The organism is Pedobacter sp. L105 (assembly GCF_009765875.1).
Taxonomy (GTDB): domain Bacteria; phylum Bacteroidota; class Bacteroidia; order Sphingobacteriales; family Sphingobacteriaceae; genus Pedobacter.
In genome coordinates, this window is sequence record NZ_LMUP01000009.1 from 443,594 (window position 1) to 458,102 (window position 14,509).

Consider the following 14,509-nt stretch of genomic DNA (forward strand, 5'->3'; position numbering starts at 1 on the left):
TTTTATGTTCAGGGAGAATGGCTGAATTATTTTGAAGATATTTCTTTTAAGTATAAACTCATATCATCATTGAGTTTCACTCCCCAGATTTTTAATTTAGTGAGGTATAGATTTTTTAGCTCCCTATAGTTGTAGTAAGGAAATGTTTTAGTTTCCAACCCGCTGATATGAACATCTTTTTCGTTGAGTAATACTTTCACCAAATAGTCTGTGGAATTTGCTTTTTTGTACAGGATCCATTGAATGTTTGCACTTAGTGGAGCTACTGAAGCAGCTTTCCATTTACTGCTGATCATTTTATAGTCCTGCGTAGCCTGATCTGCGGAACTAATTCCCAGTAAAGCAGCAAATGGGGATACTGTTTCTGCATGTGCAAAACGCAGTTGCAGATCATATTTGCCTGTGGTTATAAACTCATCGGTAGTCGTAATAAAATTGATGAGCAGGGGCACTGCAATACGTACCTGGATACCATTTACGTCCATACCCGGGCCTTTTTTGAAAAAGTCGCTGGCGTCGTCGATTTTACCTAATCTTTCTAATTCATCACAGCTAAACAGTGACCTGAAATTTAAATCTGAGGTTTTCAATCCTGCCTCTTCAATTTCAGCCTGTAAAGAATAGACGATCGAAGCAAAGCCATAAATTTCAGTGGTCATTTTTTTTAGCTGTTTTGCTGAAAGCTGTGCAGTAAAATCGGCGGTAAAGATCTTTCCTGCGAGTTCTTTACTGAGCTGTTCAAATCGTTCCTCTTTTTGAAGCGCATCGAATAAAGGTATCCAGGGGCCTTGCTGTTCAAATTCCAGGTAGGCAGGTGCCAGATCATAAAAACGAAGGTCAGTATCATCTATATATTTACTGATAGTTGATTTAGCTTTGAATCCGGTAAGAAAAGCGCTGGCACTTTGTTTGGTCCTTTTTTTATTGGTTATTCCAATATTTATTTTTAAAGACTGACCAAACAGATTGCTGTTAGCAAGTTGCATTCTTTCACCTATTGCCTTTAACTCTGCTTTACCTTCCGCTGATATAGACTCAATATGATCTGTTTCTACCTTATCCAAGGCTAAAACCATTTGTTTTAACCCTTGTCCTGTTTTGGTTAGAGCGCCTGCACTGTCGGCTTTAAGCAGCAGCAGCCAGGCAGAGGTTTTTTTTACTTCTTTAGTCAGGTGCCTCGCCCCATGACGGCCTATATGGTTTATAAATACAGGTGTATAACCGCCAGGTAAAGCGGTGCTTTTTTGTTCAGGAGCAGCATAAAGCGTTTTTGTTCCTAAATAAACGCTGGCACAATCCTGTGAAAAAGCTGCATGACTAATCATGCAGCTTAAACATAATAACTTTACTATTTTGGTCATCCGATATGAATATACTTAGAGATTAGTGCTGGTTACCGGTACCGTCATTTTGATAGGCCCCTATGTCTTTTCCGGGTAAGGTGATCGTTGTTCCATAAGTGCCTGTAGTGGTAACAGAACTTAAGGGTGTAATGTCAGTTTTTCCTTTACCTATTCCAGGAGATGCTGCAAGCAATTTAAAATTACTGCCGGATATGGCAATTACATTATAAGGTTGTATGCTGGCATTTACAGGACCAGGGTTAGTGGTAAAATTAAACAGGTTTACATCATATCCGTAAAACATTGGATTGTTATCCTGAGGGGTAGTGGATAATATATCTCCCGATTGTTTTACTCCGATACCATCTAAAGAATAGAACTGTTGTACAAGAGCAGGGGAGTAACCATAATATAACTGGTTGTTATAAGCAACATTCTTTACATCAGCATCACTGGTGATACGTACACCGAAACGGCAGTTGACGATCAGATTATTATAGATACTTCCACGGGCACTTTTCTCAAAATCAATAGATCCGCCGCGCCCGGTTTTAGTTTGTCTGAAACCACCATTGACCATCGTATTGTTGTACATATTTACATGGCACTGAACACCTGTAGTTCCCGCATCAGAAGCCTTTAACGAGTTGGTAGCTGCACCAATAAACATGTTGTAAGCCAGGTCGCCAACAGTTCCGCTTTTCATGTTAAAAAACTCACCGCCTACACCGCCACAAAGTTCAAAAGTATTCCTCATGATACTTACTTTTCCCCCCGCGGTACGCACATTATCATCTTTAGAACCAAAAAACCACGAATCTTCAATGATCAGGTTTTTAGTGATATTGGCATAATAGATATTGTAGCGTGGAGAGCCTGAAGTGTAAAATGACTGATCGTCGCTTGCACCTGCAGGGCCGCCGCCAAATTCAATATGTGTCCATTTAATGATTGCATCACCGCCCTGTGGGTTTGGATGCGTACTTGTTGCAGCAGCTGGGGTGCAGGTAATGCCTCCCCACCAGCCCAAAAGAACATTGTCGTATTTTTGCGCAGCTGCCTGTGTGTGCAGATCTGCTGCGTTTTTAACAGTAATGTAGTTAGGATTGTCCTTTGTACCTAAACTGATAAAAGTACCGTGCATAAATATCTCCGGACTGGTGGCAGGAGTTAACCCATCGCCTATAGCAATCAGATGGACGCCGCTTTGTAATAATAAAGTGTCACCATCATTTACGGTGAGGTCACTGCTGAAATAATAAGTTTTTCCGGTCAGTAGTGTTCCTTTAATTGTACCTTTTAGGGTGTCGGTAGTAATGGCATTTGCAGTTGACACCAACGGTTGTGAAATATGAACTACTTCTTCTTTATGACATGCATTGAGCATCAGGGTAAAGCCAGATGCAACAATTAATTTAACAAATATATTTTTCATCTCTGTGGATTATAATTTATAGTGCAAACCAAGTATATAATATTGCTGGTAGGTATCCCTACGTACAAAAGTGTCCTTTCCTGCCTGCTGATATTCAACCGCCTGTCCGCTTGCACCAGGAGCTGCTAATGCCGGATAAGGTAATTTGATAAACAACTGATAAGGTGTGTTTAATAAATTGGTTGCTTTTCCGTAGATATAGAAGTTTTTAAATATTCTTTTCTCTGCAGAAAAATCCAGTGTCACAAACCCTTTTTGCCATACATCATTATCCAGGTAAGCCGATACGCTGTTGATTCGTTCTCCGGTATACACTGCAGATACCTGCGCATCAAAACCACTTTTGGAATCTTTATATAGAAGGGATAAATTACCTGTGTTTTTAGACTGGCCTTGGAGCGGGCGGCTCTGATCTACTGTTCTGAAGGTATTATTTCCATTTGCGTCTTTAAAATCCTGTCTTTTAGTGGTGGTGATGCTGGATTGGGTAAAGGCATAATTTGCCCTGACCCCAAAGCGACTGATGTATTTAGTTGCATCCAGTTCAAAACCATAATTATGGGCGGTACCAAAATTGCCTGCTTCAGAAACATAACCCAGTCCATTATTAATTAAAGAATACTCAATAGGATCATTGATCTTTTTATAAAATACTCCGGCTAAAAATTGATCAAGGGCTTTTGGGAAAAACTCATAACGCAAATCATAGTTATCAGAAGTTGCATGTTTCAAATAAGGGTTACCCACTTCCTGGTAATCTGCGTCAGGATCTCCGCTGGTATGTGGTATCAATTCATAAAAGTTGGGCCTGCTGATGGCCGAATAATAAGAAGCACGCAGGTTCTGCTGGTCGCTAAGCATATATTTGAAATTCACGCTAGGCAGAAAATCATAATATTTTATAGATCCTGTTTTTCCCAATTGCGTTACCGGCAGTGCATCTGTCCAGCTCTGATCTGTATTTTCATAACGTACACCACCTACAGTTTGCAATTTGCCAATGGTAAATTTAAATTGCGCATAGGCTGCACCGATATTTTCAGTGAAATCATAATTAAGCGGATCTGTTGCTGTTCCCTGAAGGGTAGATACAGCGAAAGTATTATTATCTACATTTCCGTTAAAAGTTTGCGTAGAATTGTTAAGGGGAAGGCCTAAGGTATAATCATCAAAGGTACTGCTTCGTGTTTTATGGCGGTACATTCCGCCGGCAGTGAACTCAACTTTGGTATTGGCAATCTCCGGTGTATAAACAAAATTCAGGTAACCGCTTTTATCCTGATCCGAATTGTAGGCAAAGGTTTGACCCTGACCTTTCAGTGCGTCAACCGTAACAGGCTGCTGCGCTACTGAGCCATCAGCCTGTAAAGTTCTGCCTGTAATTAAGCTCAGGTCGTAGCGGTTTTCATTAGCTGTAGCTTTGGAATAAATAGCTGTCCAGTTTACACTCAGCTGATCAGTGATGTGGTGATCTCCATGAATATTGAAATTATAGATGTTTTGTACGTTGCGTATACTTCTTGGGCTTTCTGTTACACGTCCCTGACCCATTCCTGTACGCGCTAAGGTTAAACTGGTATCAGAGGTATAACGGTACTGGTTTTGTGCCAGATCGATATAAGCAGCATCTAAGCTGATTTTATTATTCTTGTTAAATTGATAGTCAAATCTGGTAATTACACTTGTACGTTCCTGTTGCGTACTATAAACTCTTCTTTGTATATCTGTAACCAGCGGGGCATTACTAACAGGATCAACATCTGTCTGAAAGAAAACTCCATTGGTATTTTTATATATATTCTGATAACTTAAAGAAACCAGCGCACCGAATTTTTTATTCGTGGTTCTGCCGCCAATACTCAGGCCGGCAATGGTTCCGATAGGTAATTTTGAATTGGAAAAATGCAGGGGGTTATTAGAAAAATCGCCAATAGTTGCATTGTAGTTATCGCCGTTATTGATCCGTGGCGAACGATAGGTTGACGAATTGTTGCCAAACTCGGTAAAACCACGATCGGCAACACTTTGAGAAAGGCCTGCACCCAAATTAGCCCATACAGTAAATTTATCCGGTGCATCTTTCAACACCAGATTGATGGCACCTGCGATAGCATCACCTTCCATTGCCGGCGTTAATGACTTATATACTTCCAGTCTGCTGATCAGGTCGGCAGGGAAAATGTCTAGAGGAACGTAGCGGTTTTTATTATCCGGACTTGGAATTTTAAAACCGTCAATCAGCGTATAGGTATATCGCTTTTCCATTCCACGGATGATCGCATACTGGCCTTCACCATTGTTGCTTCTTTCTATAGTTACTCCGGATACACGCTGTGTAACATTGGCTACGGTAATATCAGGAGATAGTTCAATGGTTTTAGCGGATACCACATTAATTACCTGGTCTGACTTTTGAACCAGGCGTCGTGCGCTCTTATCGCTTCCACTGTCTGCTCTCGCATTAATAGTTACATCTGTTAAACTGTTGACCTTACTTTCCAGCTGAACTTTAAAAAAGCGTTCTTCACCTCTTTTTAAATCAAAGTTCTCTTCAGATTGAGCATAAGAGACATATTTTACTTCAATTTCTAAATGGCCTTCAGGCACATTTTTAAAATTAAAACTTCCGTCCAGACCGGTGCTTACGGATCTGGAATATCCGTCCTTATTTTTTAAGATTACCATGGCACCGATCATCGGGTCGCCAGTAGTTTTATCTGTTACTATACCCTTGACTGAAGAGGTGCCAGCGGCGAAACTGACAAAATAACAAAAGGTTAGCAGGAAAAGAGTAAGTGTTTTTTTCATCAATGCGATATTTGTCGCAAAGAAAGCTTAGTCATGTAACGGCAATGTCAACTAATCATTAACATATTATGATTTCCAGCGCAAAAAAGCGCATTGGAAATACATTAAACGATATTTTGATTTATTTTATCATTGATCGAACCAATATAATTCTAAAAGAAATAAAGTCTAGTTGATAGGTTTTAAAATACGGTCCCATCTAATCTTATTCAGAAAATGTCCTGAAGAATCCACGCTCATCCAGGTGAGCATAGCTTTCCCAATAACATGGTCTTCCGGTACATAACCCCAGAAACGTGAATCCAGGGAATTATGGCGGTTATCGCCCATCATCCAGTAATAATTCATTTTAAAAGTGTAGCTGCTCGCTTTTTTACCATTGATCAGGATGTCGCTCCCGTTTACAGCTACTTTATTGTTTTCGTACAACTCAATAGCCCTGCGATATAATACCAGGGTAGAGTCATTCAATTGAACTATCCATCCTTTTTTTGGTAAAACCAGCGGACCGAAATTATCTTCATTCCATTTAAACCTGTTGTTATGCGGAAAAATTTCGGCGTCATATTGACCGGCAGGTTCTATTGCCGGTATTATACTTTTTATCACAGAATAGCTTTTAAAAGTGGCTAAAGCCGCATTTGGAATGATCATTTCATAGGTGTCGGTCCCCGTTTGCTGGCGGATCTCAATACCCATATCCTGAAACACCTGGGGATTAATCTGGGTGATATCTCCCTTTACGTCATACGAAGTCTGTGCTTTTTCCGCATTGGGTGCCGCCTTTCCATTGATAAATACCTGTGAGTTAACAATGGTCAATATATCACCCGGCGTGGCCTGGCAGCGTTTAATCAGGTTGGTCCTTACATCTACAGGTTTATCATACGCGGGATCTGCCTCTTCCGGTTTATTAAATACAACGATATCGCCTTTTTTGATATTGGTAAAACCTGGTAAGCGCAGGTAGGGAAATTTAATGCCATCCCAGTATGTTTTAAAGTGATATTTTGTAATCGTAGATTCTAAAAAGGGATTAGCTATCGGTGTAAAAGGCATTCTGGGACCATAGCTGATCTTGCTGACAAATAAATAGTCGCCGGTAAGCAGGGTGCCTTCCATTGAACCTGAAGGAATGGCGTAAGCCGAAAAGATTAACCCGCGAATTAATGTGGCGGCAACTGCAGCAAACACTATAGCATTTAACCATTCACGTTTTTTTGATTTTTTCGGTGGGTTACCTTCAGTGTTTGGGGTAAAAAGGCTCTTCCAGTTCATAGCAATGATTTTATGTAAATCTTTGACTACAACATTTGGTTTTTGTTACAAATACATTTGAATTTGTTTTCTGGAAAGAAAGATCGTATGATTGGTGCAACCAATCATACGATCTTAAATAAAATGCTGATTTAAGATAAACCGGCTTTTGATATAGGAAGGATCACTTTAACTGGAAGGATCACCTCAACTGGAGTCTTACCAGCGGCAAAAGCTGCTTTTTCTTTTTTCTGCAATAAATATGGTAAATGATAACGCTCATAAAAGTCCTTTTTAGAATCTTTATAACTTGTTACAGCGCCCAGCACATTCATCATTTTGATATAATACCAGGCCATATCTACCTGATGGGGTTTAAACCCGCTTCTTGCACTTTTAGGGTATAAATGGTGATTGTTATGCCATTCGCCGGCAACGAAGCCCGGCCAAAGCTGGTTGATCGAATTGTCATTCATACTAAAATCTGTTCCTTCACGCTGTTTATCTTCACCTTTGGCATGTCCTTCATAATTGAAGGTACGTACACCAACTGCCCAGAATGCAGCGGCTCCAAAAAGACTGCAGGCCAATGCGTTTCCGCCTATCAGGTAAAATACGGTATACCAGAAGGCCCAGTTTAACCCCCATGAAAGTATAGCATTGAGTGGATTAACGTAAGATCCCCATTTTTGATATTGTGCGTAAGTATTTGCGGTAACACCAGTATGACACATTAACTTTTTTACCCGTCCATAGTCAGATTCGCTTAAATCTTTAGCAATAGGCTGATGATTTACATCGGCTAAAAAACAGTACAGGAAACCAGCCTGTGCATTATAAGGATCACCTGGTTCGTCAGATTTAGAATGATGAACATGGTGTGATATCACATAAATTTCTTCAGGAATAACATTTACGGTTAAGTTCTGTGTAAAAAAACGCCAGAATTTATTGCGGAAAGTATAAGCTCCATGGGTGCAATAGCGATGATGCCATATCGTACCATGGGTACCCATAACGATCATGCTGTATACGAAAGCGGCAAGAAATGTCCACCAGCTTAAGTAGTTAAAAACAAATATAAAAAAGAAAGGTGCAAGGCACAACACTTTAAGCCAGCTAAAAAAGGGCAGCCAGTTTTTACGGTCTTTAAAAATATTTAGCCTTGAAAAAAACTCTTTAAAGATTTGTCTGTTACTAGGTCTGACTAGCTTTCCCTGTTCATCTTTCCAGCCATAAGAAGGCGGTTGTAATACGTGATCTAAGAATGGCATTTTTATCTATTTAATGGGTGTGTGAAACGTAGAATTGTCCTTATTGGCAGATTTGGTTAAAAACGTTCCGCGGATTAAACATTAAAATGCTGGAAAACCGGAAGAGCTTTGTTGCTATACATATATAACTGTAAATATGGGCATTTATTGCCCGCCTATAAATATATACTTTAGGAATATTTATTGAAGAAAATAATTTGATATTCTTTGGCTTTATCATCTATAGTTTTAGAAGAGGGGTGTAAGATAAGAAAAATAATTTCAATTTTTAATAAACACGTACGACAAATATAGGGTTCCCGGATTTTTTTATTTGCCTGTATTTGATAATAAATTGTTAATAAATTATCCAAACTATTGCTACTGTTCATCAAACATATCTGATATAATAGTGTTATCCAAAATATGCCAAATAAAGAATATCCCTTTTTCATTAAAAGTACTGTAGTACTTTTTGGTTTAATTTTGCTCACTTATACGCTACTCAATCTCAGGGATATTCTTACCCCTTTGGCATTTGCGCTTATCATCAGTATATTACTCAATCCATTGGTCAATAGATTTTTGAGATTTAAAATGCCTAAGATGATGGCTATTATTCTGGCCATGTTTATTGCCCTGGTCCTGATTGCCGGACTTATATTTTTCCTTTCTTCGCAAATTGCACAGTTTGGAGAAAGTGCCCCTCTACTCACCCAAAAATTCAATCATTTGCTGGTAGAGGGACAAAATTGGCTGCAGCAGGATTTTGGTATAGATGTTCAAAAACAAATGCAATTATTGAATGAGGCAATGAACAGCAGTAAGGCTGTGATCGCTCAGACACTTGGAACTGCACTGGGTATTCTGGGTGTGGTGGTGCTCATACCAGTTTACGTCTTTTTACTCCTATGGAATAAAACCAGGATATTAAATTTCTTGTATGAAGTTTTTGCCGAGGAACATAGCAGGAAGGTAGCAGACGTATTGAGCGAGACTAAAATGGCTATTCAGGGTTATATGGTGGGTTTGTTAATTGAAGCCGCAATTGTCGCTACACTAAATTCCACTGCCTTACTTATCCTGGGCGTAAAATATGCCATTTTGTTTGGTGTGCTGGGGGCGCTGTTAAATATGATCCCTTACCTGGGTGGAATCATCGCCATCCTTCTCCCTGTTTTAATGGCTACAATTACAAAAGATGGCTATTCTACTCAGTTGGGGATTATAGGGGCTTATGCCATTATTCAGTTTATAGACAATAACTTTCTGGTACCTAACATTGTATCTTCAAAAGTACAGATCAATGCGCTGGTTTCTATTATTATTGTATTGCTGGGTGGCGCCTTGTGGGGAATTTCCGGCATGTTTTTATCCATTCCTTTTCTTGCCATTATCAAAATCATATTTGACCGCATAGATGATTTAAAACCGTGGGGCAGATTATTGGGGGATGATATTCCTATGGTGCATCGAAGAGGTAAACAATTCTGGAAAAAAAGCAATAAAAAAACTCTTGGGGAAGAAGTGGTTAAAGATCTGGAGAGTTAACAATTGCCGATGTTAAAATTGTACTAACACAAAGCAGTTTTCATGTTTTTTAATTTTTCTGGATGATTAGTTAATCTTGCTATTTAGCCTAATCGAGCAAATAATATTTGGATTTATCGTAAAATTTATAGCTTAGCGGCGTAAAAAAAGCGATAATGGGCTGTTGGCCTGTCAAAAACAAGATTATGCTATGTTAACAGTGGAAAAGATAGGCGGGACTTCTATGAGTGCCCTGCAGGATGTAATTAAAAATATCATTTTATTTGAACGTACAGGAGATCAGTTATACAATAGGGTATTTGTAGTATCTGCATTTTCGGGGGTAACTGATCTATTGCTTGAAAATAAAAAAACAGGAAAACCCGGGGTTTATCACCGTATTGCTAAATACCAAAACTTTCATCGCCCGTTAAAAAACCTGATTGCTGAGTTAAAGTCTATCAATAAAAAGTATGTGGCACTGGGACTCGACCTAACTATTGCAGATCAGTTTATAGAACAACATATTACCGAAGCGCAAAAATATTTGGAGAATCTGGCTAATATACTGGCTTCAGGTTATGTGAGTAAAGAGGGGATACTGCAGGCAGCACGTGAAATACTGGCCTCCATAGGTGAAAGCCATTCTGCTTTTAACTTTACCAATATTCTTCAGAACAGGGGGATCAATGCACAGCTGATTGACCTTAGTGGTTTTGGAGATCATCTGGCCTATACCATTGATCAGCGTATCAAACATGCATTCAAAAACGTAAAACTGAAGCAAACGATCTGTATTGTTACGGGTTATGCCAAAGGAACAGAGGGAATTATGCGTGAATTTGACAGGGGCTACTCTGAGGTTACCTTTAGCAAAATTGCTGAAATTTTAAAACCTGCAGAAGCGGTTATCCATAAGGAATATCATCTTTCTACTGCCGATCCTGCAATGGTGGGCATAGAAAATTGCAAACCTGTAGGGTATACCAATTATGATATTGCCGATCAGCTCGCGGATGTAGGGATGGAAGCTATTCACCCTAAAGCATCAAAACCTTTGGAAATCAGCGGTATTAACCTGCGTATTAAAAATACATTTGAACCATCACATCCCGGTACGCTGATCACCCGCGAATTTGTCTGTGAGCATAAACGTGTGGAACTGATCACCGGGACAGATAAACTGCTGATCATCGATGTTTACGATCCTTTAATGGTAGGCAATGTAGGCAGTGACCTGCAGATCATGCAGATATTTTATAACCATCATATAAGTTATACCTTTAAGGCAACCAGTGCCAATAGCATATCTATTGTGATCTGGGAGCGTGATTTTGATAAAAAATTGATCAGCGACCTGGAAAATAACTTTGAAAAAGTTACCGTAGAAAAAGTTGCCATGGTATGTCTGCTGGGATCCAATATGGATCAGCCAGGTTTACTGGCCAAAAGTGCTTATGCCCTTACGGAAAAAGGTATCAACATTAAAAGTGCAGGGTTTGCCTTGCGTAAAGTAAATATCCAGTTTTTAGTTGCACGTGAGCATTTCAAAACGGCTATAATAGCACTGAATAGTGCGATGGGATAGTGGCGGCTGTTTAAGATATTTATGCCGTTATGAGAATATACCCTTCCAATTTGGTAGGGTTTGACGAGATGGTTTAATTTTATTTATAGTAACTTTCATTAGATCAGTATTTTACGTATTGGTTTTAGGTATGGCACATATTTCGTATGTGCCATTTTTATTCGGAATAAAAATTTCTGTTTATTAAAGCATCTAATCCCTAAAAAATTGAAAAAACAACTGCTCCTGGTTGCCATGGTAACTATAACGTTTAATCTGTATGCCCAGCAGGGATCTCCCACTATCAGGATTAAACAAGATACTGTGAAACGTTCCCTTCCTTCACCGATAAGCGCCCCGCCTTTCCCTGGTTCAGACTGGGATGGTGCCCCACTAATAGGTGCTGATGCAACTGCGCCAAATTATCCGCTCACCAATTTATTGGGGCTAACCAACAGCAGATTGAAAATATATGGCTGGGCCGATGCCGGAGGAAATTTAAGTACGTCAAAACACTCCAATTTCCCAACTTCGTATGATTTAGTTCCCAATTCAGTAGTGCTAGATCAGGTAGGAATTAAACTGGATATGCAGCCGAATACGGTACAAACCGATCATATCTCCTTTGGTTTTCTATTCACTACCATTTTTGGAACCGATTACAGGTTTACACTGGCTAAAGGTTACTTTAGTAATCAGCTGCTGGCACACAACAATAAATATGGATTTGACCCATCAGAGATGTACAGTTTGATCTATTTTCCAAAAATAGCAGATGGCATGATCCTCAAAATAGGGAGGTTTATATCTCCGGCAGATATCGAAGCACAATGGGCAACAGACAACTATTTGTATTCCCATTCCCTGATGTTTACTGTAGACCCTTTTACATTTACAGGCATACAGGCAACATTTAAGCTGGGATCTTACTGGCAGCTGGAAGTAGGTGTTCACGCGGGCAATGATATGGCACCGTGGAGTAATTCTGCTCAGATCAACGGCCTGTTGATGGCGCGCTGGGTATCACACAATAATGACGATTCTATCTATGCCGGCATCAATTCCCTGGGCAGCGGTGATTATAAAAACCAGCACGACGACTTGCAAATGGTAGTTGCCACATGGGGACATCGGTTTAATGAAACCTTCCATACCATGACAGAGGCTTATTACATGTGGCAATACCATGCTTTAACCGGAGGAACGGTAATCAATGGCCCCGCACAATCATTTTATCCGGGAGTCGGCCCCGGAACGCTCATTCCCGGAACTGAAAACGCGGTAGGCATTGTAAACTACTTTGAAACCAAATTCTCTGCTAAAGATTATTTGTCAGTACGCAATGATTTCCTGAATGATCCCCAGGCAGGAAGAACAGGTTACGCCACCTGGTACTCAAGTCATACCATAGGGTTTGTGCATTATTTCACAAAATATATCAGGGTTCGGCCCGAAGTGCGCTATGAAAGGGCTTATGCAGATGGTGTAACTCCTTATGACAATGGAACGAAAAAAGATCAGTATACTGCTGCTATGGATTTGCTCGTCAGGTTTTAAGAAAAGATCTGCTCAAAACTATCCTATTTATTATAAAGGTCTTAACCGCAAGGATAATATAAATATATCTAGCTGATTATTAAACTTTTATAATTTTTCTGCGGTTTAAACGACTATATTTATTTATCGGTATCAATCAGCTGGTCATTTTATGATAAGAGAAGGAAAAACGACAGCAGAAATCCTGGAATTTTCTACTGAAATATTAAAATGGAAATTGCCCGTAATCATGACTGAAGATAAATTGATGAAGATGAAAGCTGTTGCAGGATCTATAATTACCCAATCACATGATATGTTAAAAGAACCTATAAATTCATTAAACAAAATAGTGATTAAACCAAGGATAAATATAAATGACCTGATCAATTTAAATCAGCGTGTCAAACGTCATTGATCTATTATTGATGTGATTTTTGTTTTGTAAAAAACCCTATATAAAAATGTATAGGGTTTTTCTATATCCGTGATCATCTTCAAAAGTAGCCTATTTAAAACTATTGATCAGGTCTACAGCGCCTTCAGCCAGAAATGCAGCACCATATTTCATCGCTTCTTCATTAAAAGTCACTTTTGGGTGGTGCAGGAAATAGGTGTCATTCTCATTTGTTTTTGCACCAAGAAAGTAAAAATGAGCAGGCATTAATCTGGAATAAAAAGAAAAATCCTCTCCAATTAATTGTGCTGCACCTTCAAATACATTGGCTTTTCCAAATATCCTGTCCTGTACGGCAGCCAATTTTTGATGTATACCTTCGTCATTAAGCAAACTAGGATAATAAGCACTGAAATCCAGTTCTATCTGGCATCCAAATGAAATTTCCAGGCCTCTAATCAGTTGTTTTAATTTTTCTACAAGCTTTTGATAAGTATCTATATTTAAAACCCTCAGTGATCCCTGGAGCAGTACAGTTAGCGGAATAACGTTAAAGCTAGGCTCTGCCAGACTCTGTACGTGGGTAAAAGCGATTACCGCGGGTTCAGTAGGAGCAGTGTGTGAAATCAATGATTGCGCAGCTACAATAAGATGCCCGCTGATCATCACGGGGTCAGTCACATGTTCCATTGCACCCGGATGTCCTCCTTTTCCATTTATCCGGATAGAGAAATTACTCACATTGGCCAATGATTCACCATTTCTGTAGCCTAATTTTCCAACAGGCAGGAGGGGATGAACATGCAGGCCCAAAGCAGCACTCGCGCCATCCAGTTTACCACTTTCAGCAATGATCTGTCCACCTGATTTGCCCTTTTCAGGGCTTCTCGCATTTCCTTCTTCAGATGGTTGAAAAACCAGCTTTACCGTTCCTTCAAATGGTATATCCTTTAACTGACTGGCAGCTCCCAACAACATAGCTGTGTGAAGGTCATGACCACAGGCATGCATTACCCCTTCATTTACAGAATGGAAATCAAAGTCGGCCCCTTCCTGAATAGGAAGAGCATCCATATCGGCGCGCAGTACAATTGTTGGTCCTTCTCCTCTTTGTAGAGTAGCTATAATTCCCGTTTCAACTATAGTTTCAAATGGAATAGATAAACTTTGGAGGTGTTTCTGTACTAAAGCAGATGTTTTAAATTCTTTAAAACCCAGCTCAGGATGTTGATGTAACTGACGCCTGATGGCAACTAATTCCGCAAATAATTGATGATCGATCATAGAAATTGATATTTTAAGGTACCGGGCATTAACGGTTCGCAATGTAAAAAAATCCAGCCAACAGTTACAATAGAAAGGTGAATTCCATATTTCAGGCCA

10 protein-coding genes are annotated in these 14,509 nt (G+C 39.6%); 4 read left to right on the forward strand and 6 right to left on the reverse strand.

All coding sequences use genetic code 11. The annotated features are described in order from the left end of the window. Positions 1-26 precede the first annotated feature (26 nt). The 5 genes from GSQ84_RS20270 to GSQ84_RS20290 form a co-directional block, all read right to left on the reverse strand. Positions 27-1,361: a histidine-type phosphatase gene (locus GSQ84_RS20270; protein WP_158799164.1), complete on the reverse strand. Its 1,335-nt coding sequence runs from the start codon at positions 1,359-1,361 to the stop codon at positions 27-29. 22 nt (positions 1,362-1,383) lie between these two features. Next, on the reverse strand, positions 1,384-2,778 hold the full coding sequence (locus tag GSQ84_RS20275) for a hypothetical protein (protein ID WP_158799165.1): 1,395 nt from the start codon (positions 2,776-2,778) through the stop codon (positions 1,384-1,386). Positions 2,779-2,787: 9 nt separating this feature from the next. Then, a complete protein-coding gene (locus tag GSQ84_RS20280; RefSeq protein WP_158799166.1) occupies positions 2,788-5,586 on the reverse strand; it encodes a TonB-dependent receptor domain-containing protein in 2,799 nt (932 codons plus the stop codon). Positions 5,587-5,754: 168 nt separating this feature from the next. Next, positions 5,755-6,864, reverse strand: a complete 1,110-nt coding sequence (gene lepB, locus GSQ84_RS20285; RefSeq protein ID WP_158799167.1) for a signal peptidase I — start codon at positions 6,862-6,864, stop codon at positions 5,755-5,757. A 131-nt stretch (positions 6,865-6,995) separates the two neighbouring features. Then, on the reverse strand, positions 6,996-8,117 hold the full coding sequence (locus tag GSQ84_RS20290) for a fatty acid desaturase (RefSeq protein ID WP_158799168.1): 1,122 nt from the start codon (positions 8,115-8,117) through the stop codon (positions 6,996-6,998). A 405-nt stretch (positions 8,118-8,522) separates the two neighbouring features. On the opposite strand from GSQ84_RS20290, the gene GSQ84_RS20295 reads away from it, so the two are divergent. From GSQ84_RS20295 to GSQ84_RS20310, 4 genes are all read left to right on the forward strand, one after another. Beyond that, positions 8,523-9,647, forward strand: coding sequence for an AI-2E family transporter (locus GSQ84_RS20295; protein WP_158799169.1), 1,125 nt, complete (start codon positions 8,523-8,525; stop codon positions 9,645-9,647). A 190-nt stretch (positions 9,648-9,837) separates the two neighbouring features. After that, a complete protein-coding gene (locus GSQ84_RS20300) occupies positions 9,838-11,214 on the forward strand; it encodes an aspartate kinase (RefSeq protein WP_158799170.1) in 1,377 nt (458 codons plus the stop codon). A 207-nt stretch (positions 11,215-11,421) separates the two neighbouring features. Then, positions 11,422-12,750, forward strand: a complete 1,329-nt coding sequence (locus GSQ84_RS20305) for an outer membrane beta-barrel protein (RefSeq protein WP_158799171.1) — start codon at positions 11,422-11,424, stop codon at positions 12,748-12,750. 151 nt (positions 12,751-12,901) lie between these two features. Continuing rightward, a complete protein-coding gene (locus tag GSQ84_RS20310) occupies positions 12,902-13,147 on the forward strand; it encodes a hypothetical protein (RefSeq protein ID WP_158799172.1) in 246 nt (81 codons plus the stop codon). Positions 13,148-13,237: 90 nt separating this feature from the next. Here the strand turns inward: GSQ84_RS20310 and GSQ84_RS20315 are convergent, their stop codons facing one another. Further along, entirely contained in the window at positions 13,238-14,410 is a 1,173-nt protein-coding gene (locus tag GSQ84_RS20315) for a M20 family metallopeptidase (RefSeq protein ID WP_158799173.1), read from the reverse strand. Between the last annotated feature and the right edge of the window lie 99 nt (positions 14,411-14,509).